Origin of the sequence: Moraxella atlantae NBRC 14588, from assembly GCF_001591265.1 — a bacterium.
Classification (GTDB): domain Bacteria; phylum Pseudomonadota; class Gammaproteobacteria; order Pseudomonadales; family Moraxellaceae; genus Faucicola; species Faucicola atlantae.
On the sequence record NZ_BCUL01000002.1, the window covers coordinates 56796 to 77853 of the forward strand.

Consider the following 21058-nt stretch of genomic DNA (forward strand, 5'->3'; position numbering starts at 1 on the left):
TTATGCCAGTTCGTTATAGTCAGTCTTGCCAATGCGCTGGCTACTCACGCGATATGCCAGCACCAGCACCGCCATCGCAATCGTTAGCAGCACACTTGCCGCCGCGCCAAATGGCCAGTCACGCGCATCCAAAAATTGCGCTTTGATGATGTTACCGACCAACAAGTTACGCGAGCCGCCCAAAATATCAGCGACATAAAACATACCCATCGCAGGCAATAGCACCAATAACACGCCTGAAATGATGCCAGGCGTTGTCAAAGGCAAAATCACATGCCAAAAGGTCTGCCAGCGATTCGCGCCCAAATCCTTAGACGCCAGTACCATATCCGCGCGCAAATCGGTAAACACCGCATACAGCGGCAAAATCATAAACGGCAATAGCAAATACACCAAACCGCCAATCACCGCCTTTTGGGTGTATAAAATCTGCAGCGGCTCATGAATCAAGCCTAAGCTAATCAGCGCACTGCTTAACAGCCCATTTGCCGCCAAAATCAGCTTGACCGCATACAGACGTACCAGTGAATTTGTCCAAAACGGAATCACAAGCAGCAGCATCAACAGCGGCTGCACGCGCGCCTTGGCGCGGCTGACGAGCCAAGCAAACGGATAGCCAAGCAACAAGCAAATAATCGTTGTGATCGCCGCCATTGACAGTGAATGCAAAAACACCTTGACATACAGCGGATCAAGCAGACGCGCATAGCTTGCCAACGTGACAGGCAATGCCAAAAACTTATCTTCATCACGGCTCAAAAAACTTGCCGCAATGACAATTAAATTTGGCAGCAGCGCGAACACGACCAACCACGTCCAAATCACCGCCAAGGTGGCGCGGCGAAAGGTGGCGCGTTCAGGCGCGCGGCGGTTAGCGGCTGGAGCAGGGATAGTAGCTGGTTTATTCATCAGGCAAAATCCACTCCCAACCATCAACCCAATCTACGCGCACCTCTTGCCCAAGTTTGTAGTTAAAATTCGGGTCATCTTCGTTAAAATACTCGGACGCTTTGACCATGGTACCATTATTTAGCGCAATGACCGAATCAAGTGTACTGCCTTTGTACGAACTATCCACCACATGCCCGACCAATCCGCCATGTCCCTCGTAGGTATAATACACGCGAATATCCTCAGGGCGCAGCAGCAAATTCACCGTTTGCCCAACTTGTACAGCAAATTTGGGCTTAGGCAGCTCGCGCACCATGCTAAACTCTGGCGTATTTTGGGCTTGTTCGGCAACTTGTACGCGAATATGACTGTCAGTCACCGCGAGCACCTGTGCTTTGAACAAATTGGTTTCGCCAATAAAACTTGCCGTAAACAAATTGGCAGGGCTTTCATAAATCCCAATCGGCGTATCAATCTGCTGAAACACACCGCCTTTCATCAGCGCGATACGATCCGACATCGACAATGCTTCTTCTTGGTCGTGGGTCACAAACACAAACGTGATACCCAGCTCACGCTGCAAACGTTTAAGCTCAGACTGCATTTGCACGCGCAGCTTGGCATCAAGCGCCGATAACGGCTCATCAAGTAGCAGCAGCTTAGGGCGATTGACTACCGCGCGCGCAATCGCAATACGCTGTTGTTGTCCGCCTGACAAATCTTGCGGCTTACGCGCCAACGTGTGCTCAAGCTGCACCATTGCCAACGCCTCACGAACGCGTTGGTCAATCTCTGCTTTGGGTACTTTTTTAAGCTTCAAGCCATACGCCACATTGTCATACACCGTCATGTGTGGAAACAGCGCGTACTGCTGAAACACCGTATTAATCGGACGTTTTTCGGCAGGTAGCATGGCAATATCCACGCCATCAAGCTCAAGCCGTCCGCCATCGGGCATCTCAAAGCCGCCAATCAAACGCAGTAACGTGGTTTTACCGCAGCCTGACGGGCCAAGCAAGGTCAAAAATTCGCCATGATAAATATCAAGGTTGATGCCTTGTAAAATCGGATTATCGCCATAGGCTTTGCTTAGGTTTTGGATACGCAGCAGCGGCGTGCTGGCAGGAGCGGTTGGAGCAGTTGGGGTAGCCATAGGCGCAATCTCACTAAAGGCTAACGGGGGTCGCAGCGCAAATGGTATCAAAAAACAGCACAAGCGCACGACAAGCGAAAATTTTTTGGGATATCACCCCTAAATTATGACGCGCAGGTCATCCGTGGTTTAAACGATCATGGGTTTAAACAGGCTAAAAAATGCGCACAGTATAACGATTTTTTGCCGCTATGTAATGACAAATTTTGATTTTTTACTGAAAAATTGCTGTAACCGATCACACAGGCAAGCAAATCAGAGTATTAAACAAAAACCGCTGGCATGCGTCAGCGGTCAACATAGCCGTTTTGTCAAAAAATGCGTGATTAGGAACACACCATTGCCAAAAAATTTACACGTAATACGCAGTTTTTTTCATGCAATTTGCCAAAAAGCGCATACCTGCTCGTACAGGCGGTGCCAAATTGGACGCACCTGCTGCCACGGCTTTGTCGCGGTGATGCAATTCTTCAACGTCCATTTGTGCCAAAATCTGCGCGCTGCGGTCATCTTGCGGTGGCAAGCTACCGATATGCTCGTTTAAATGCTCACTGACCTGTGTTTCGGTTTCGGCAACAAAGCCTAGACTAAATTCATTAGAAATCACGCCTGCCAATGCGCCAATACCAAACGACAGCCCATACCACACGGGCGTGAACACGCTGGGATGGCTGCCCAATTCTTGTAGGCGCGTCTCACACCATACCAAATGATCGACTTCTTCTTGCGCCGATTGTTGCATGGCTTGTTTGACGGCGTCGTTTTTGGCGGTCAAGGCTTGCCCGTGATATAAGCCTTGGGCACATACCTCGCCTGTGTGATTAACGCGCATCAAGCCTGCTACGTGACGCGCCTCTTGTACCGAAAGTTTGGGCAGATGATTGTTTTGTACGGGCAGTGGGCGTGTGCTTGGGTTACTGTTGGGTACGATGGCCCGCAGGGCGCGGTCAAAGCTCACGATACCGCGTTCAAGCAGCGATTGTGGGCGATCGTGCGCCCAAGCGGTCACAGAATTGGGTTGGGTAGCCATATTTTTTAACATTAAATTAAATTTATCATTCGTTGCCGTAAACCTGCGACTTCAGGCGGTGGATATAAGGCAATTGTTAAATGCGATGAGTTTTGCTATACTCATCTCACTATATTCAATGTCTTACATTCCACAGTTAAGTTAAGACTAAATTGCGAGTACGCAGTAACTTAACTGATAAGACGTTTCCAAACACACACTTAAGCTAATTCATGTCTATGACAATCCTAACGGTAGGATTAGCTTAAAATAAGAACCTAAGATGTACGGTGTGTCGTACGGGCGGTTGCCATTGTCTTAGGTTTGCGGTGGGGCTTCACCGTCTTGCAGAAGGAATCCCCTCACTTTAGGGAGGGGAGGAAGTCAATAACATGATAAAAACGCCTCGTTGGTCTTGAGTATAGCAAATCGCCAACGGTCAAACAATGCGCGATTTTGTACCGCCCAATGACGCACCACGCTGGCGACAAGCCATGTTTTAGCCAAGCCGTTGCACGCCATTGCCCTTGATTTGACTGATACCGCCACTTGTGGGGATAACTTGAATTTGGTTGGCGATGCGGTCTTTAAGCGCGGTCACGTGTGAGATCACACCAATAAACTTGCCTGCCTCGTGCAGACTGGTCAGGGTATCAAGCGCGATGTCAAGCGCGTCCTCATCCAACGTGCCAAAGCCTTCATCTAAGAACAACGAGTCCACGCGGATGTGCTCGCCGACCAAATGCGATAGCCCCAGCGCCAAGGCTAGGCTGATGATAAAGCTTTCACCGCCCGATAGGTTTTTGCTTGTGCGCTGTTCACCGCCTTGGTATTTATCGACCACGTTGAGCATCAAGGATTCATCGGGGGCAGTAATCAATAAATAGCGGTCAGACATTTTGGCAAGCTGGCGGTTGGCGTTGTGTACAACGATATTTAAGGTCAGGTTTTGGGCAAAGTTGCGGAATTTTTTGCCATTGTTTGAGCCAATTAAGTCATGCAGCAGTTGCCAGTTGCGGTATTCGTTCTCGGCACTGGCGATTTTGTCTAGCAGGTCGCGCTGTTGGTCTTGTAGCTGGTGTTGTTGGATCAGCTGTTGGCGCACGCTGCCGCGTTGCTCGCTCAAAGTTTGTTGCTCGGCAGTGGTTTGGGCAAGACGTTCGCCCAGTGCTTGAGCAGACAGCGCAGCAAGTTCGGGTGCGACCGATGATTGCTCAAGCACGGTTAAACGCTCTTGCGTTTCGCGCTGCTTGCTTTGGGTTTGTACAAGCGTTTGGGCAAGCGCATCGGCAGTTTGTTGCAGCATCGTGCGCTCGGCTTCGCTTAATGTGGCGGCTTGATAGTCGGCTTCATCGACAAAGCCAACTTGTGCCCAACGCGTATGCAGGGCAGTGGTCTGCTGTTGCATGTCGTGTTGGTCATCAATCAACTGGCTGGCAAGTCGGGCAATATCGGCATTGAGGGTTTGGAGCGCGTGCGCGGCATCAGTTTGTGTTTGTTGGGCAGTTTGCCAATTATCCAGCGCAGTTTGGCGTTGCTTGCTTAATGTCTCAGCGTAGGTATCGGGGTTTTTGTCACCAAATAGTGCGTGTCGCTGGGCGTGTTGTTGTGCAATATGACGCTGTAAGTTTTGCAGGTCTTGTTCGGTTTGTGCCAAATGGGTCTGTAGGCTGGTTTGCTCGGCGGTCAAACGTGTCAAGGTTTGCTCAAGCTCGGCTTTGCGCTGTTGGTTGGTGCTCAGCTGCTGCTGGTCGGCATGAATTTGGTTTTGTAGCGTATCTAGGCTGTGGCGTATCTTGGTTAGTGATCGGCTGCTGATGGGCTGCGTAAGGTCAAACGGCGGCACGGTTAGGGTTTGATACGGCGCAAGCTGGGTGCTGATTTCACGTTGTACGCGGTTAAGCTGTTTGGTCAGATCGTTTAGACGGTCATGGTGATCGGCAAGTTGTTCTGCTAACGATTGCTGTCGGTGCGCCAATAGATGATGCTGATTTTGGCAGGCTTGCACGGCTTGTTGTAGGGTTTGGTGGGCGGTGGACGCCTGTTCAAGCTGCTGCTCGGCGCGTTCGATATTATCTAAACGGGTTTGTGTTGCAGCAAGCATGCGCTGTACGTCTTGTAAGGCGGCGTTGGTGCGTGTGCTGTCGGTCAGATGTTGATAATGGTTATCGGTATTTAACGTGCCAATGCTGGCGTGTAAATCGGCAAGTTTGGCGGCAATGTGCTGTTGTTCGTGCGCGTAGTTGGCTAATTGATCGGTGATTTGCTGCTGATTTTGCTGTTCGCGCGCTTGCTGTAGGCGCAGCTGTTCAAGCGTTTGGGTGATGCTGACAAGCTCGGCTTGTGCGTAGCTAAGCTGCTGCTCGGCAGCGTTTGGCGCGGCAGGCTGATGGCTGGCGTACGGGTGGGTGGTCGCACCGCACAAAGGACAAGGCTCGCCGTCTATCAAATGGGCGCGTTCACTTTGCAAATCAGCGATTTTATACAGCAGTTTTAAGTTGTCATTGAGTAGTGTAACGCGCGCATTGGCGTGCTGTTGCTCACGGGTTTGCGTGTCAATATCGGTAGCAAGCTGGGCCAATGTTTGTTGCAAGGCAGCGTATCTGCTGTGAAGTTGCTGCTGCGTGTCTTGGTTGGTTCGGGCTTGGGTTTGCACCTCATCAAGGCGTTGCAAAGCTTGTTCAAGGCGCGTCAGTTGGGTATGGCGTTGCTGCCAATCGCTGCGGCTGCTATCTGCCAGTAGCGTTGCCATGAGCTGCTGTATATAGTTTACATGCGTCTGTTGGGTGGCGAGTTTGTCGTTTAATTCGGTCAGCTTGGCGTTTAATTGGCGTTGTTGGTTGATATTGTCGCACTCGGCTTCGGCTAGACGGTGTTGGTCGGTTTGTGCGTTGCTATAGCGCGTTTCGATATCTGCCAAATTGGCGGCGAGACCTTCTACACGGGTGATGGTTTGCGACAAATTTTGCCAAATGGGCTGGGCTAAACGCTCGGCTAGGGTTTGTTCAGTTTGGCATGCGTGCGTGTAGTTGGCTTGTTGTTGGTGTAGGGTGTGGTTTAGCTGTTGTAAATGGCTGTTTTGCTCGTTTTGTGCGCGTTGGCGATCTTGTTGCTGGCTGATTAATTGGCGCAAGGTCGCGTCTTGCTCGCGTATTTGATTGAGCAGTGGCTGCGCGTCTCGCCATGCTTGATCGCGTTGTTGATAGTCGGTTTGATGCGTGGTGGTTTGTTCTTGTGCTGCTTGCCATGCTGCTTGGTGGGCAGGGCGTTGGTCAAGTAGGGTGTTGTGCTTAGCTTGTGCGGTTTGGTAACGTTCTCGGGTAAGCTGTAACGCGCGGTAATCGCCCGCGAGTTCTAATGCTCGCTTAGCGCGTTGTAGTTTGTATTGGCTGGGCGCAAAGTCGCTGATTTGAATCTGAATATCAGATAGTTGAGTTTGATACACGTGTAAATCATTGCGTAAGGCGTTTAGATTTTTTTGACGCTGCTCGGCGGCTTGTAGCTGCTTGATGGTGTCTTGAATGGCGGTAAGCTCGGTGTTTAAGGTGGTCTCTTGTGCGCTTAGTGCTGCTAATTCGTCCGCGTCTAGCAGCTGTAAACTTTGTAAATAGTCTGTTAGCTGTTTTAATGCCTGTTCGCGCTCGCGCTTAAGTTCGTGCACCTTTATAGAAATATCGGCATAAATCATCGTGCCTGTGATACCCTCAAGCAGCGATGAGCGTTCATCGGCACTGGCCTGCAAAAACTTGGCAAAACTGCCTTGCGCCAACAACATCGAGCGCGTAAAGCGTTCAAAATCCAACCCTGTTAGCGCAATGACGGCATCTTTGACCTTAGTTATGCGATGCTCTATCAGCTTGCCTTTGCCATCTGTGCCGTGTTCGGCAAGCTCATGTTGGGGCGTTTGCAGCGCGCCATCTACCTTGCCACGAGCACGCCGCTGCGCCCAATGGCAAATAAATTCGCCATCTTTGGTGGCAAAAATCACCTCGCTAAAACATTCGCCCGTTTGGCGTGACATCAGCTCGTTGTGGCCTTTGGATATGTCGTTCAGTCGTGGTGTTTTGCCATACAATGCCAAACAGATCGCGTCCAAAATCGTGCTTTTGCCCGCACCTGTCTTGCCTGTGATGGCAAAAATCCCGTCATTGGCATAGCTTGGATGGCGAAAGTCGATCTGCCACTCACCGCGCAAAGAGTTTAGGTTTTTAAAGCGTAAGGCTAAGATTTTCATAATAGATTGGGCTAAATTTTTGGCTAACTGTTGTTGGTTTAGTATTGATTTGGTTGGTTTAAGTAGTTGGCTTGGCAGCTTTGCTGTCGTCATCTTGCATCCGCGTCAGCACCTCAGCATACAGCGTGCGCAGCATATCTTGTTGCGCATCAGTGGTTTTACTGACCGCCAGCCGTCGCTCAAACACCTCATGCACGTCCAAATCCTCTAAAGACTCATTAGGCGATTGCGCCTGCAACATGGCGGTGGTTTCGGTATTATTGATTTTTTTTAGTACCACAAGCTTGCTGTCGGCAACCAACGCATCCACCTGCCCGACAAAATCGGGTAGGGCTTCATCGCCCCGATACGTCACCTCAAGCCACACCGCGTCACCCGATTTTTTTAAGTCTTTTATTGCCTTGCTGATGGTTTGCCAATCGCCGCTCACACGCGCCAAACGCTGAAACACAGGCACGTGCAACGACTCAAGCAGCACCGTTGGGCTAATGCGTTCGCGCGCAAACGGTTGCCAATCCGCGTTGGTGTCAAGCGGATGGTTTGCTTGCCAATCATCCAACTTGGCCGCCTGCGCAAAGCGCACAATCTGCACGGATTTGGCATGTTTGAGCTCACCAAAGCCCATTGCAATCGGTGAGCCGCTGTAGCGAATTCGCGCTTGCCCTGCCACCGTTTGCGGCAAATGCAAATGCCCCAACGCGACATAATCCAACGCACGGTCAAAAATATCTGCGCCAACAAACGCCAACGAACCCACATACAAATCACGCACACCATCACCTGCCGAACCGCCTGCGGCAAACAAATGTCCCGTGCCTACCAACGGCACGTGCCGCTTATGCTCTGCCAAAATCCGCGCCTGCTCAGCTTTGGCAAGTTCGGTCATCTCATGGTAATGCTGGGCAATGCCTTGCACCAGTTTTTGCGCTTTATCGGCAAGGCTCTCGCCTGCGCTGACTTGGCGAATATCACGATCACGCAAATACGGCACGGCAAGCACAATCAGCTCAGGCACGCCATCACTGTCGTTTAGCACAAGCAAATCATCGACGCGCGCGTCACTGATACTGCCGATCACATGCGTGTTAAACGCCTTGAGCAACGTCTTGGGCGCGTCCAAAAAACTTGCCGAATCATGGTTACCGCCAACAATCACCACGTGGCGACAAATCTGTACCGCTTGCGCCAAAAAATTGTAATACAACGCCTGTGCACGCGCACTTGGAGTCATCGTGTCAAAAATATCGCCTGCAATCAGCAGCACATCGATGGCCTGCGCGCGTAGTACCGCCAACTGCCACGCCAAAAACTGCTCAAACTCGGCATACCGCGCCATGCCATGCAGCCGCCGACCCAAATGCCAATCAGAAGTATGTAATAAGCTTAACATAGCGGCAGTATCCTTAAACATGATTTAAATAAAACGCAACAAATAAAATACAGTAAAAATAGAGGGTTAGCGGCTTTATCCTAGCGTGTCGTTTGACAAAGCGCAATGCCCAACCACCACAAATCAGACAAATTCTAACCAAACAAAAACCGCCCATAAAAGCGGTTTTTTCGATGATGGACTGCCAAACACATTAGGCGGACTGTTATGCGTGTTGAGCTTGTTGTTGCGCGTAATCTTTTTTGAGCGTATCGGCAAATAAATTACCCAACAAACTGATATCATCCACACGCGCGTAATTAAGCCGCGTAACAAACGCCAACCGCCGATGCGGGCCGGGCTCTGCCAACGGAATCAACGCCACATTGGGGTTTTGTTGATGAATCTGTTGACGCGCAAGCTCAGGCACCAGCGTCGTGCCCATACCGCTTAATGCCATCTGAATCAGCGTGGTCAAACTGGCATCGCTAAACGCTTCACGCATACGGCGCTTATCAACATGACACACCGCCAACGCGTGATCAGTCAAGCAATGCCCTTCACCCAACAGCAGCAGTGGACTATCTAGCAGATGCTCACTATCAAGCACAGGCAATGCCGCGCGGCTATCATTGGGCGCGACCACCGCCAAAAAATCCTCCGCCCAAAACTCAAACATCAATAGCCCATCTGTGGCATACGGCAACGCGATGATTGCCGTATCAATCACGCCATAGCGCACCTTATCTAGCAGACGTTCAGTCTGCTCCTCCATCACAGTCAGCTTAAAATCGGGGAACTGCGCGCGCAAATCGGGCAGCACCTTAGGCAATAAAAACGGCGCAATGGTTGGGATCATACCAATCGTCATTGGATAGGCGAGCGGACTTTGGTGGCTTTGCGCGCGCGTCACCAAATCATTGACTTCAGAGAACACTCGCTGGGCGCGTGTCAAAATCTCCTCACCAATCGGCGTGATCAGTACCTGCTTATTGTTGCGCTCAAAAATCTGCGTATCAAGCTGCTTTTCAAGCTCAGCAATGCCAAGACTCAATGCCGATTGCGAAATATTGCATGCCTCCGCCGCGCGTTTGAAGTGCTTATACTTTGCTACCGCCAGCGCAAACTCCAGTTGTCGTAAGGTAATCATCGTGCCGTATCATTCCTTGTGTGCGCCCGTCCGTCATCATCACGATCACGGCGCGCGCTTCCTATCAACAAAATTATCATAAAATTATTTGGGAAAAAATCAGATTTAACCCCCAAATACCTTTGCCACACCCATTTAATAAAAAAATGCCTCACGCCCAATGCAAGCAAATGCTTGCTTGTCACCTACATCCAGTCTAAGTGCAAACGCTTTCATCAAACGCTCACACAAAAAAACTGCAAAAACCTTGCCAATACTGTTGTTTTTTATGATGAAATTATTGGTTTAGCAAATTTTTGTTTAAAATAAATGGCCAATTCACCCAAGTTTATAATATTATACCTAACCTCACTACTTAATTTGGATAAATATTGCGTTAAAAAAGTTTGGTCTTAGACAACCAATACTTAGCAAAAGCGTAACTTGGGCGTGTTTTTGCTGGCTGATGGCAAAAAACTTAAGCAGTATTCTAGTTAAATAGTATTTATAGAAAAAATACCGTCGAATAACCGATCGTTTGGTAGGTCTTATCGTTGCATCACAATGCATTTACAACAGTTAGCCTACAATTATGTCATGGTTTTGACACACCGCCACGCTATACTAACGCCTAAACCAATGGCACTAAGCTGATGGTTAGCAGTTATAGTTTTAGCAGCTACATCTTGGTGCTTTCAGTTGGTACTTTTTGATTGATAAAATCAATCGATTTTATAAAAACTTTAAACTAGACTGATCGTTTGCCCTGCGGCATACTAAACCAGTCAAACGACAACCATTATCGGTGATAGATGATAATGGCGGACAAACCCCAAAGAGGATAAAACCATGGCAGCAATTATTAATCAAACGATTCCTGATTTTAAAACCGAAGCTTTTGTAAATGGTGAATTTAAAACCATCTCATCAGATGATGTGAAAGGTAACTGGGCAATTTTCTTGTTTTACCCACATGATTTCACTTTTGTTTGCCCAACTGAGCTTGAAGACATGGCAAACCACTATGAAGCGTTCAAAAAACTTGGCGTAGAGGTGTATGCCGTCTCAACTGACAGCCATTTTGTCCACAAAGCATGGCATGATGCGTCACCTGCAATTGGTAAAGTACAATACCCAATGCTAGGCGATGGTACAGGCGCATTGACTCGCGGCTTTAACATCATGATTGAAGAAGACCATGCTGCCCTACGCGGTACGTTCTTGGTAGACCCAGATGGTAAAATCAAAGTGGCAGAAATCCATGACCTAGGTATTGGTCGTTCAGCTGCTGATATGCTACGCAAAGTCAAAGCAGCGCAATACGTGCGCGAAAATGACGGCGAAGTATGCCCAGCCGCTTGGGAGCAAGGTCAAGAAACTTTGAAACCTAGCCTAGACCTAGTCGGTAAAATCTAATTTTACGGGTCATTTTGTCAAGATTTTGGCATAAAATCGGCTGGTAACGGCTTGGGTTTTATGTTAGGATAAAATAAAAAACCTGTCGTCTTGCGGCAGGTTTTTTTGTGGCAAAAAATTGGCACTAAAATATTCGCGTAAAAAAACGCCCTGCACATTTAGCAAGGCGTTGTTGACTTAGCGTTAGCCGTTTGTAGCTAGCTATTGGTATTGCTATTGGCAGCATTGCTTGCTATTGGTATTGCTATTGGCAGCATTGCTTGGCTGATGTTTAGACAAGATCGCATACAGTTGATCTTTTAGACCCAGCTTTTCTTTTTTCAAGGCTTCGATATCCGCATCACGGCTAGCGGCAGAGACAGGGTCGTTCTCAAGGTTGGCAATTTGGTGGTCAAGTTCATTATGCTTGTCAAATAATTTGGCAAAGTGTTGATCGCTGGTTTTTAGTTGGCTGATTAAGTCACGATATTCTGGAAACATGGTGTCCTTCCTGTGGTTAGATTAAAATAAATATTGCGATTTCAAACGATAAAGCCGATTATTCTGACACTTTATCTAAATTCATTGTAGCCCATGCGGTTTAAAGTTTTGCTAGTTTATTGTAAAGTTTAATGGTTAAAATAATAAAACATAATATATTTATCGTTTGATTTTATAAAACATTATGATTGATAGGATACGGTTGCTAATACTAATTAAAAGCCCAATAATACGTTTATCCAATTATTAGATGAATGACCAAACATTGAGGTAAATCTATGTTAGACCAAAGTTTATTAGATGCCATCAAATCATACAGTGAGCGCATGACCCATGGGGTTGAATTTGTTGTGGGTACAGGCGAGCACGCCAAACGTGCTGAACTGTTGGATTTTTTGCGTCAAATCGCCGACACCACAGACAAAATCAGCCTAAGCGATGAGCACGACAGCGCGTTGTCAGCTGTTAGCTTTAAAATCCGCGCGCAAGGGCATGATACGGGCATTGTATTTAGCGGTATCCCTGGTGGGCATGAGTTCACGTCGTTGATTTTGGCGATTTTGCAAGCAGGCGGTAGTGAGCTCAAGCTTGATGCCAGTGTACAAAATTTGATTCGCGGTATTCAAAAACCGCTGCAATTTCAGACCTTTGTGTCATTGTCGTGCCATAACTGCCCTGAGGTGGTGCAATCGCTCAACCAATTTGCTTTGCTCAATGACAATATTTCTCATGAAATGATTGACGGAGGCGTGTTTCAGGATTTAATCGCCAAATACAATATCCAAGGCGTGCCTGCGGTGTTTTTAAACGGTGAACCGTTTGCTAATGGCAAAATCGACACTGCCAAATTGATTGACAAATTGCAGGACAAATTCCCTGATTTGACTGATGGTGCGGCAGCCAGTGCAAGTCAGCTTGCCTTACAAGATGTGACCGTGATCGGCGCAGGTCCTGCGGGTACGGCGGCGGCAATTTATACCGCGCGCAAAGGGCTGTCGGTGACGCTGATTGCCGATCGTATCGGCGGACAAGTCAAGGATACGCAAGATATCGAAAACTTGATTTCAATTCCTCTGACGACGGGCAATGAATTGGCGGCAAACTTTGCCAAACATATCGATGAATATCCGATTACAACCAAACAGGCGGTAAGCGTCAAGTCGGTCACGGCAAATGCTGACGATACTTACCAAATCACGCTCAATACGGGCGAAACGTTTGCCACCCGTAGCGTGATTGTGGCGACAGGTGCAAAATGGCGCAAATTGGGCATCAAGGGTGAAGAAGAAAACATTGGCAACGGTGTGGCGTATTGTCCGCACTGTGACGGTCCGTTTTTTAAAGGCAAAGATGTTGCCGTGGTCGGTGGCGGTAACTCAGGCATTGAAGCAGCGATTGACTTGGCAGGGATTGTCAAACACGTGACTGTACTTGAGTTTGCCGATAGCCTACGCGCCGATCAAGTGCTGGTTAATAAAGCACAAGAGCGTGATAATATCGACATCTTGACAGGTGTTGCCAGCCAAGAAATTCAAGCACAGGACGGTAAGGTCACCGCGTTGGTGTACAATGAACGCGCAACGGGTGAACAAAAAACCTTGCCATTGTCGGCGGTGTTTGTGCAAATTGGTTTGGTGCCCAATTCAGAGCTATTTAAAGATTTGCTTGATATCAACGCACGCGGTGAAATCGAGATTGACGAGGCGTGCCGCACCAATCGCAAAGGTATCTTTGCTTGTGGTGACGTGTCTACTGTACCATTTAAGCAAATCAATATCGCCATGGGTGAGGGTGCGAAAGCAGGTTTAGCCGCGTTTGAGTACTTGATGTTGCAATAAATCAAAATTTAGCAAGCAAATTTAGTCATCAAAAAGTCAGCCATGTGCTGGCTTTTTTGTTAACTCTTTTGTTAAGTTTTTTTCAGTGGTTTTGCTAAAATTTTGGCAAACAAATTGATAACAAAGGTTGTCAACAAGGTTCAATCAGGTGATCAATCACGGCTACCTACCGCAGCTTGCCAAAATCGGCTACACTGGCAAAAATTTTGATTCATTGGTTATTATGTCCGATAATTTTTCTGTTGGTTTTGCGCCCGACCATATCGCCGATCAGCAAATGCGTACCTTACTGTATTATCTTGACAGCAAGCAAACGCCGCCGTTTGCTATACTTGGTTGGCAGGCGCTGCAAAAAATCCCGTTTGATCAACCGCAACTTGCTGACAAGGCAATCGTGGCATTGTGTCAGCAGTTACGCGCGCGCGGGCAGGGGGTTGAGCAAATCGCTGAACGCACAGGCGGTGCAGCGTTGTTGTTGGCGCTGGCGGCGTATTTGGGGCAACGCGTTGCTGATGACTGTGAGGTGCCGATCGCGTGGTATCGTCGGGCGACCTTAGCACAGCCGCCGTATTTGTCGCAGTTGCCCGAGACGTGGGCGTTGCCTGCACAGTTTGAATATTCTGTGGTGGCGTGTGTCGGTGGCGCGTTGTGTCAGCCGCTGGCGGTATTGGCGCAGCTGTTGGCAGGCAAGGGCGGTTTAGATAGCAATATTAACAACCGTTTAGACGATCATTTGGTGCAAAATCCGATCGAAGCGTTTTACCACACCACGCGCCAAGCCGTGATGACCGCGCAGCGCATTGACTTAAACCAAGATGCAAATGCTATTGCCGAGCAATATATGCATCAGCTAACCACGGGCAAATGCTGGCAAGCGTTGCCTACGTTTGCTGAGACGCTACAAACGCTAACGTTTGATGGCAGCGCGGCAAGCTTGGCACGGCTTGATGCGGCATGGGCGGCATTGCGTGCTAAGGTTGAGCCGCAAGATGTTGGCTTGTGGCAAGCGTTGCCTGAGTTTCAGGTGTTGGTCTATGCGTTGGGCTTTTATATCGGCGCGACGTCAGCACGGTTAGCAGGGCAGGTGTATAAATGGGCAGACTATGCCGAGGTCAGCGCGTTGTTGGCGGATGCAGATTTTCGCCAAACTTTGGCACACAGCTTTGTCATGCTCACGCCAGAAGATTTGCACACGCCGCTATCGGTGGTGATCGGGCAACTATTTGCCGTGGTAGGCACACAGACCGCGCAGGATTTTGCCAACAATATGGCAAAAGAAACGAGCGTACCGCTTGCGATACTCACGCCAAGCTCCGCGCAAATGGGGCAGAATTTACCCGCCCATTGGCAAGTTGCTGCCCATGCAACCGCACAGTGCATCGCGCAGGCTTGCCAAGCATGGCAAAACCAACAGCCGCTTGCGCCGACATTGGTGGAGGTGGCAAACACTCACTCCGCGTCCACAGCGCAAGCCATCACATTGGCACTGCCCACCACCAATAGCAATGCCGACCAATACGCAGCCCAGCTTGATGCCACCATCAACACGCTGTATCGCCGATTGGCAGAAAACCCCAAACTACTTGCCGCACAGGCAGGCAGCTATGCAGGCTTTGCCAATTTGCCGACAGGGCGTAGCCGGGCGTTGGTGCTTGAGGCGCGCGCGTATGATCATCCGCCACTGGCTTATCAGTTGCTGCTACCGTATCGCTGGCAAGCAGGTGAATTGTACGTTTATCCACTGGTTAGTAACCAAACCGATTGGCTAACGCCTGACCCGATGGCGCAGCGCTGGCTACAAATGGTATACCAAACGCTACGTAACCATACCGACATCACCGTACGCACACTATGGCAAAGCCGTTTTATCGCTGATATGGCAAAACGTCCGCCACAAGGCAGACGCGAAGCAAAACCCGAGGCGCTTGCCAGTCACATCACGTTGCCACTTTTGACTGGACAAATAATCGCAGCACTAGCCAAACCAACGCCTGCACAGCCTATCGCTAGCACGAGCCAAACTACTATGCCGCCGCTCACGTCAGTGGCAAACGCACCAACACCGCCCAAACCGCCTACTGCTGTGTTGTCACAAGACTTACAGCAACAGCTTGCCGCAGACCGCGCGCGCCTACAACGCGAACTTACCACTGACGCTGACGACAAGATGCGCAAACTTTGGTTGTTTGTCGCAGCGATGCTTGCGCTTGTGGCGGTTTTGTGGCTGGTGGTAAAACTGTGGTTGCGCCATTGATTAAAAAAATTTTGCCATAAAAAAAGCTGACACAATGCCAGCTTTTTATTGCCCACATGCAACCAAACGGCTAACCGTTTAGCCTGCAACAAACGGCAATTTAGTAAAAATCTGCAAAACCGTGGCATTGACCAAATCAACAAAAAATGCACCCACCATCGGCACAATCAAAAATGCTTTGGGTGAAGGGCCGTAGCGGTCGGTAATCGCTTGCATGTTGGCAATTGCCGTTGGGGTCGCGCCCATACCAAAGCCGCAATGCCCTGCCGCCAACACCGCCGAGTCATAATTTTTACCCATCACGCGGAAAGTCACAAAGTTGGCATACAGCCACATGACGATGGTCTGTACAACCAAAATCATCAAAATCGGTACCGCCAAGCCCGTCAATTGCCACAGTTTGAGCGATAACAACGCCATCGCCAAAAACAGCGACAACGACGCGTTACCAAATACATCAATCGCGCGGTCAAACATATCAAAGTTAAAGCCCAATGTGAGCACGTTGCGGATGACCACACCACCGCCCAACGCCCATACAAAGGTTGGCAATTCAAACCACGTACCTTTAGACACCGTTGTCATCAAATCGGCAAACGCCAACGCACCTGCAAACAATGCCAACGTCTCAATGGTCGATGACGCGGTAATCAAGCGAATGCTGTCGGGGCGTTCAAAAATCTCTTTATTATCATCAACTTGCGCTGCGTGCTGTGTGTGGTACAACGACTGGCGTTCGGCAAGTTTTTCCACATCCGTTTGGTATTGTGGGGTAGGCAAGACATCGTGTTGTAGCGATTTAATCAAGCGTTTTGCTACCGGCCCACCAATCAAGCCGCCTGCCACCAAGCCATAAGTTGCACACGCAATACCCAGCGTCGTCGCGCCTGCCACACCGTATTTGTTCTCAAACACCGCACCCCACGCGCCTGCCGTGCCGTGTCCACCCGTCAAGGTAATCGAACCTGCTACCAAACCTAACAGTGGCGGCAAGCCAACGACTTTTGCCAAGATCACACCGACCAAGTCTTGCAAAATGATAAATGTTGATACCACCACCAAAAACACCACCAACGGTTTACCACCCGATTTTAGACGGGTAAAATCCGCGCTCAAGCCAATCGACGCAAAAAACATCAACATAAACGCCGTTTGTAAACCACTAGCAAAATTAAAGCTGTAGCCTAGCGTCAAGTTTAAAAGATAAATAATCAACGCCGCGACCAAACCGCCTGCGACAGGCTCAGGGATGTTAAAATCTGCCAAAAACTTGATGCGTCTTACCAAAAAACGTCCCAGTAACAGTACCAGCGTCGCCAAAATCAACGTAAAATAGCCGTTTACCGTAATTTCCATAGCTAGACCTTCAAAAAAAACTGAATTGAAACAACGACAAGCGCGTTATCAGTCCGCCTGTGCTGTATTGCGGCGTATTTTTGCATATTTAGCGCAAAATGGCTAAACATTTTTTAACAAAATAATGCGACCTTTAACACAGTCGTGTGGTTTTTGATAAACTAAATTTAATACAGTGAGCCAAATTGGCGGCAAGATCAAAATTTGTCACATTAACGCATTATCAAATAGCCATCAAAAAAACTAGCCGATTTTTTTGGGCAAATTTTGCCAAATTTTCGTACATTTTTCATTAAAATGTGGTATAAGTAAGCCTCAAATACCATATAAATTGCCTGCGCGATTGAGTATTTTGTTTAAATAACTGTTAAAATCGCTAAAAAAATATACGCTGATACGCAAGCATGTTGTCAAAACGTGGGGCAGTGATCGGCACATACAACCACTATATTACCTTCAGAACAATCTGGATCATACTTTGATACATACAGGGCAGAATTATCCATGCGAATCTTAGCAGATGCCAATATTGCGCGGCTTACGGATTTTTTTAATGAAAGTACGTTTGGGCGCACAGTCGAGCTACACACCATGCCAGGGCGTGGGATTGACGCGGCGGTTTTGGCGGATATTGCCCCCGATGTGCTGCTGGTGCGCTCGGTCACCAAGGTCAATCGTGAACTGCTTGCCGATAATACCAGCGTAAAGTTTGTCGGTTCAGCAACGATTGGGATTGACCATGTTGATGTTGATTATCTATCGCGGCGTGGCATTGAGTTTGCCAGTGCAGCAGGCTGCAGCAAGCACTCGGTGGCGCAGTATGTCATCGCTGCGATTGCAACCTTGCGCCCCGATTATGTGTTTCAGCCTATCACGCTAGGCATCATTGGCGTGGGTAATATCGGCAACACGTTGGCGCAATATGCGATTCGTTTTGGTTGGCAGGTGCTAGGCTATGACCCACTTAAACCGCCATCGGTGGTCAATAATTCAAAGCTTAACACGGTGCTTACAGAAAGCAATGTCATCAGTTTTCATGTGCCTTTGACGTATCCCTACCAAAGCTCATTTCCGACCCATCACGATTATCTGATGACCCCTGAGCGTTGGCAACGCATGTCTGATACGGCGATTGTGATCAACACTTCACGCGGCGGTGTACTGGGGCGTGATAATATTGTTGCTGCGCCAAATGTCACGGTGTTGGATGTGTTTGAGCATGAGCCGAATTTGGATGCCGAGCTGCTGCGCTGTGCCAGTATCGTCACGCCACACATTGCAGGCTATACGCTAGAGGGTAAGCTGCGCGGTACGCAAATGGTGTACCAAGCCTTGTGTAAGCGGCTAAAAATCAAACCAACGGTGGATTTTCATGAGTTTTTGCCCGAGCAGCCGCCTTTGTTTCAAGCCTTGCACAATCCGTTTACCGAGCACGAACGTCAGCAGTTTTTGACGCGCTTGCCGCTGTTGTACGATATTCGCGCCGATGACCAACGTCTGCGCGCGGTTGCCAATGCCGATGGCGCAATTGAAGGCAAAGACTTTGACGCGCTGCGCAAAAATTATCCGCTACGCCGTGAGTGGCAAGCGTATGTTATGGATATTTAACGCTTTTTATGAGTAGTCAGCCCACTTGTAGCCTTGCGGTGGCGCGTGCGCGTGCCGATATGCTTGCCCAAATTCGCCAGTTTTTTGCCGTACGTGATGTGCTTGAGGTGCAAACGCCACTGCTGTCGCAAGCTGGCAACACCGATGTATGTTTGCAATCGGTATCTGCCAATGTGTGCGTGTATGACCAGCCGCGTACTTATTATTTGCACACCTCACCTGAATTTGCCATGAAGCGCTTGCTAGCAGCGTGGCAGGTGCCGATGTTTCAGGTCTGCCCCGTATTTCGCGACAATGAAGTCGGCACGCGGCACAATATTGAATTTAGTATGCTTGAGTGGTACCGCCCGTATCTGTCGCTTGATGCGCTGGCGCAAGAGTTGCAAGCATTGGTCAGTGAGGTATTAGGCTATGCGGTGGTGTTTGATCATTATCGCTATGCCGATGCGTTCATGGATTATGTTAAAATCCATCCGTTTGGTGCAAGCTGTGCGACGCTACGGGCGATTGCCAAAGATCATGGCATTCATGTTGAGATGGGCGACGACCAACAAGGCTGGCTTGATGTGCTATTTAGTCATTTGGTTGAGCCAAACTTGGGGCGTGAGTTGCCGACTTTGTTGTATGATTATCCGCTGGCGACGGCGGCTTTGGCAAAAAGTGCCATCGATGCCGATGGCTACCCGGTGGCAAAACGCTTTGAGCTGTATATCAACGGCTTAGAGATTGCCAACGCCTATGATGAACTGGCAGATGGGCAAGCACTGCGGGCGCGATTTGAGCAAGACAACGCCGAGCGTGCGCGTCGCGGTTTAGTCGTGATGCCGATCGATGAAAACTTATTGGCGGCGTGTGATGCTTTGCCGCCGTGTAGTGGCATTGCGTTGGGGCTTGATCGGCTGTTGATGGTCAAAGTGGGGGCAAGCGATATCCGCGAGGTTATCGCCTTGCCGATTGACCGTGCGTGATATTTTAAAGTTAAGTTTTGGCTGAGTGCAAAAATTTAACGGGTTTTGTTTGGGCTTTTGGCAAGTCTAGAGCTGATAGATAAAAGTAGTTTGTAAAATATGAATTGGGGTTATTGGTTGCTGGGCTTGCTGGCAGGGCTGGGTATTCCTGTGCAAGCTGCGATTAATGCGCGCTTGGGCGCGACTTTGGGCACACAGCCGCTGATGGCGGCCTTGGTATCGTTTAGCGTGGGTGCGCTGACGCTTGGGTTGGTTGGGCTGTTGGTGGCAGATTGGCACGCCGCGCAGGCAGGCTTTGGGCAAATGGGTCTTGGTGACGGCTGGAAATTTTTGGGTGGTGTGCTGGGCGCGTTTTTTGTGTTTGTGTCGATTTTTTTGGCACCTAAAATCGGCGTGACCGCGATGGTATTTTTGCTGATTATCGGTCAGCTTGGCATGGGCATGATTTTGGACAGCTTTGGGCTGATCGGCTTGCCTGTGCAGCCACTACATTGGACAAAGTATGCAGGGCTTGCGCTGATGTTGGCAGGTGTGGTGGTATTTAATTTTGGTAAAACGTGGTTTAAATCATAATGGCTTGATTTTTCAAATTTTTTACAGCGTGCCTTTGAATTAACGCCAATTAAATCTGGTTAAATTTAACCAGACTCAGCGTTTGGCTAGCTTGGCGTTAAACCAACATTAGCCCAACCAATCAGCTTGCCATGCTGCCAGCGCATCCGCGTCTTGACTGCCTAACCACAGTGCGGTTGGTGTAGCGTCTTCAGCAAGGCTAACCAACGCCACCACGCTAAAATGATTACGCTGAAAAAAACGCTCATGCGGCTGGCGCAATTCCTCGATTTCATCGCCCCATTGTGCCAACAAAGCCAGCAAATCACGCGGCAAAATATCGCCTGTAAAATCATACACCTCGCGTCGCTGTACCAAGCCACAGTGCACGCCATTGGTGATCGCCTGTGCCAGTAAAAACGCTGCTAGCGGCAATTCGTCAAACCAATGCACCTCGGCTTGATTGACCGCATCAAAATTGCGACTCACGCGCACCATGGGGTTATGTTGGGCTAGGGCATTTTTGGCAATACCCCAAACCGCGTCGCCATCGGCAGCGTAGGCGATGATAATATACTCGCCAAGCATGGCATGCGGCAACACCAAACGATGATACGCACGATTAAACGCGGTATTGCCCAATTCACGGTAATAATGAAACAACAGCGCAGGCAGGCGGATTGCTAGTGAGGCTTCGGCTTGCTCTATGCTGGCGGTGTCCATGCCATTTGCTTGGGCATCAGACAAACCATACAATGTGCAGATAGCGGTAATTGGGTTGAGCATGATTTGCTGGGCTGA

General features: G+C 49.1%; 15 protein-coding genes. 6 read left to right on the top strand and 9 right to left on the bottom strand.

The annotated features are described in order from the left end of the window. The 6 genes from potB to MA2_RS01725 form a co-directional block, all read right to left on the bottom strand. Positions 1 to 909, bottom strand: coding sequence for a spermidine/putrescine ABC transporter permease PotB (gene potB, locus MA2_RS01700; RefSeq protein WP_067055579.1), 909 nt, complete (start codon positions 907 to 909; stop codon positions 1 to 3). Continuing rightward, positions 902 to 2044, bottom strand: a complete 1143-nt coding sequence (potA, locus tag MA2_RS01705; RefSeq protein ID WP_067056090.1) for a spermidine/putrescine ABC transporter ATP-binding protein PotA — start codon at positions 2042 to 2044, stop codon at positions 902 to 904. The genes potB and potA overlap by 8 nt, the downstream gene beginning before the upstream one ends. A 352-nt stretch (positions 2045 to 2396) precedes the next feature. After that, positions 2397 to 3074 (bottom strand): 2-polyprenyl-3-methyl-6-methoxy-1,4-benzoquinone monooxygenase, encoded by a 678-nt coding sequence (coq7, locus tag MA2_RS01710; RefSeq protein ID WP_067056093.1) that lies wholly within the window; start codon positions 3072 to 3074, stop codon positions 2397 to 2399. 478 nt (positions 3075 to 3552) lie between these two features. After that, the gene (locus MA2_RS01715; protein WP_067055583.1) at positions 3553 to 7380 is read right to left on the bottom strand and encodes an AAA family ATPase; all 3828 of its coding nucleotides are present in this window, start codon (positions 7378 to 7380) and stop codon (positions 3553 to 3555) included. Further along, complete coding sequence (locus MA2_RS01720; RefSeq protein WP_079352013.1) at positions 7346 to 8677, bottom strand: exonuclease SbcCD subunit D C-terminal domain-containing protein; 1332 nt, start codon at positions 8675 to 8677, stop codon at positions 7346 to 7348. The genes MA2_RS01715 and MA2_RS01720 overlap by 35 nt, the downstream gene beginning before the upstream one ends. A gap of 205 nt (positions 8678 to 8882) precedes the next feature. After that, positions 8883 to 9806, bottom strand: coding sequence for a hydrogen peroxide-inducible genes activator (locus MA2_RS01725; protein ID WP_067055589.1), 924 nt, complete (start codon positions 9804 to 9806; stop codon positions 8883 to 8885). Positions 9807 to 10634: 828 nt separating this feature from the next. On the opposite strand from MA2_RS01725, the gene ahpC reads away from it, so the two are divergent. Next, positions 10635 to 11201 (top strand): alkyl hydroperoxide reductase subunit C, encoded by a 567-nt coding sequence (ahpC, locus tag MA2_RS01730; RefSeq protein ID WP_067055592.1) that lies wholly within the window; start codon positions 10635 to 10637, stop codon positions 11199 to 11201. A gap of 213 nt (positions 11202 to 11414) precedes the next feature. On the opposite strand, the gene MA2_RS01735 is transcribed toward ahpC, so the two are convergent. Next, complete coding sequence (locus MA2_RS01735) at positions 11415 to 11681, bottom strand: HP1242/YdcH family protein (RefSeq protein ID WP_067055595.1); 267 nt, start codon at positions 11679 to 11681, stop codon at positions 11415 to 11417. Positions 11682 to 11959: 278 nt separating this feature from the next. Here MA2_RS01735 and ahpF point away from each other — a divergent pair, with 278 nt between their 5' ends. Together ahpF and MA2_RS01745 are read left to right on the top strand one after the other, a co-directional pair. Beyond that, entirely contained in the window at positions 11960 to 13519 is a 1560-nt protein-coding gene (gene ahpF / locus MA2_RS01740) for an alkyl hydroperoxide reductase subunit F (RefSeq protein ID WP_067055598.1), read from the top strand. A gap of 148 nt (positions 13520 to 13667) precedes the next feature. Beyond that, positions 13668 to 15773: a hypothetical protein gene (locus MA2_RS01745; RefSeq protein WP_067055601.1), complete on the top strand. Its 2106-nt coding sequence runs from the start codon at positions 13668 to 13670 to the stop codon at positions 15771 to 15773. A gap of 78 nt (positions 15774 to 15851) precedes the next feature. On the opposite strand, the gene gltS is transcribed toward MA2_RS01745, so the two are convergent. Beyond that, positions 15852 to 17129 (bottom strand): sodium/glutamate symporter, encoded by a 1278-nt coding sequence (gene gltS, locus MA2_RS01750; protein ID WP_067055604.1) that lies wholly within the window; start codon positions 17127 to 17129, stop codon positions 15852 to 15854. Between the two features lie 504 nt (positions 17130 to 17633). Between gltS and MA2_RS01755 the strand changes: the two genes are divergently transcribed. The 3 genes from MA2_RS01755 to MA2_RS01765 all read left to right on the top strand — a co-directional run bounded on the left by MA2_RS01755 (position 17634) and on the right by MA2_RS01765 (position 20278). Beyond that, positions 17634 to 18737, top strand: a complete 1104-nt coding sequence (locus MA2_RS01755) for a 4-phosphoerythronate dehydrogenase (RefSeq protein ID WP_067055607.1) — start codon at positions 17634 to 17636, stop codon at positions 18735 to 18737. An 8-nt stretch (positions 18738 to 18745) separates the two neighbouring features. Next, positions 18746 to 19705 (top strand): EF-P lysine aminoacylase EpmA, encoded by a 960-nt coding sequence (epmA, locus tag MA2_RS01760; RefSeq protein WP_067055610.1) that lies wholly within the window; start codon positions 18746 to 18748, stop codon positions 19703 to 19705. 99 nt (positions 19706 to 19804) lie between these two features. Next, positions 19805 to 20278, top strand: coding sequence for a DMT family transporter (locus tag MA2_RS01765; RefSeq protein ID WP_067055613.1), 474 nt, complete (start codon positions 19805 to 19807; stop codon positions 20276 to 20278). 108 nt (positions 20279 to 20386) lie between these two features. Here the strand turns inward: MA2_RS01765 and MA2_RS01770 are convergent, their stop codons facing one another. Next, on the bottom strand, positions 20387 to 21043 hold the full coding sequence (locus MA2_RS01770; protein WP_067055616.1) for a hypothetical protein: 657 nt from the start codon (positions 21041 to 21043) through the stop codon (positions 20387 to 20389). Between the last annotated feature and the right edge of the window lie 15 nt (positions 21044 to 21058).

Coding starts and splice junctions, on each gene's coding strand:
- MA2_RS01755 (WP_067055607.1), top strand. CDS start 17,634: ATGCGAATCTTAGCAGATGCCAATATTGCGCGGCTTACGGATTTTTTT.
- MA2_RS01765 (WP_067055613.1), top strand. CDS start 19,805: ATGAATTGGGGTTATTGGTTGCTGGGCTTGCTGGCAGGGCTGGGTATT.
- epmA (WP_067055610.1), top strand. CDS start 18,746: ATGAGTAGTCAGCCCACTTGTAGCCTTGCGGTGGCGCGTGCGCGTGCC.
- gltS (WP_067055604.1), bottom strand. CDS start 17,129: ATGGAAATTACGGTAAACGGCTATTTTACGTTGATTTTGGCGACGCTG.
- MA2_RS01715 (WP_067055583.1), bottom strand. CDS start 7,380: ATGACGACAGCAAAGCTGCCAAGCCAACTACTTAAACCAACCAAATCA.
- coq7 (WP_067056093.1), bottom strand. CDS start 3,074: ATGGCTACCCAACCCAATTCTGTGACCGCTTGGGCGCACGATCGCCCA.
- potA (WP_067056090.1), bottom strand. CDS start 2,044: ATGGCTACCCCAACTGCTCCAACCGCTCCTGCCAGCACGCCGCTGCTG.
- MA2_RS01735 (WP_067055595.1), bottom strand. CDS start 11,681: ATGTTTCCAGAATATCGTGACTTAATCAGCCAACTAAAAACCAGCGAT.
- potB (WP_067055579.1), bottom strand. CDS start 909: ATGAATAAACCAGCTACTATCCCTGCTCCAGCCGCTAACCGCCGCGCG.
- ahpF (WP_067055598.1), top strand. CDS start 11,960: ATGTTAGACCAAAGTTTATTAGATGCCATCAAATCATACAGTGAGCGC.
- ahpC (WP_067055592.1), top strand. CDS start 10,635: ATGGCAGCAATTATTAATCAAACGATTCCTGATTTTAAAACCGAAGCT.
- MA2_RS01720 (WP_079352013.1), bottom strand. CDS start 8,677: ATGTTAAGCTTATTACATACTTCTGATTGGCATTTGGGTCGGCGGCTG.
- MA2_RS01770 (WP_067055616.1), bottom strand. CDS start 21,043: ATGCTCAACCCAATTACCGCTATCTGCACATTGTATGGTTTGTCTGAT.
- MA2_RS01725 (WP_067055589.1), bottom strand. CDS start 9,806: ATGATTACCTTACGACAACTGGAGTTTGCGCTGGCGGTAGCAAAGTAT.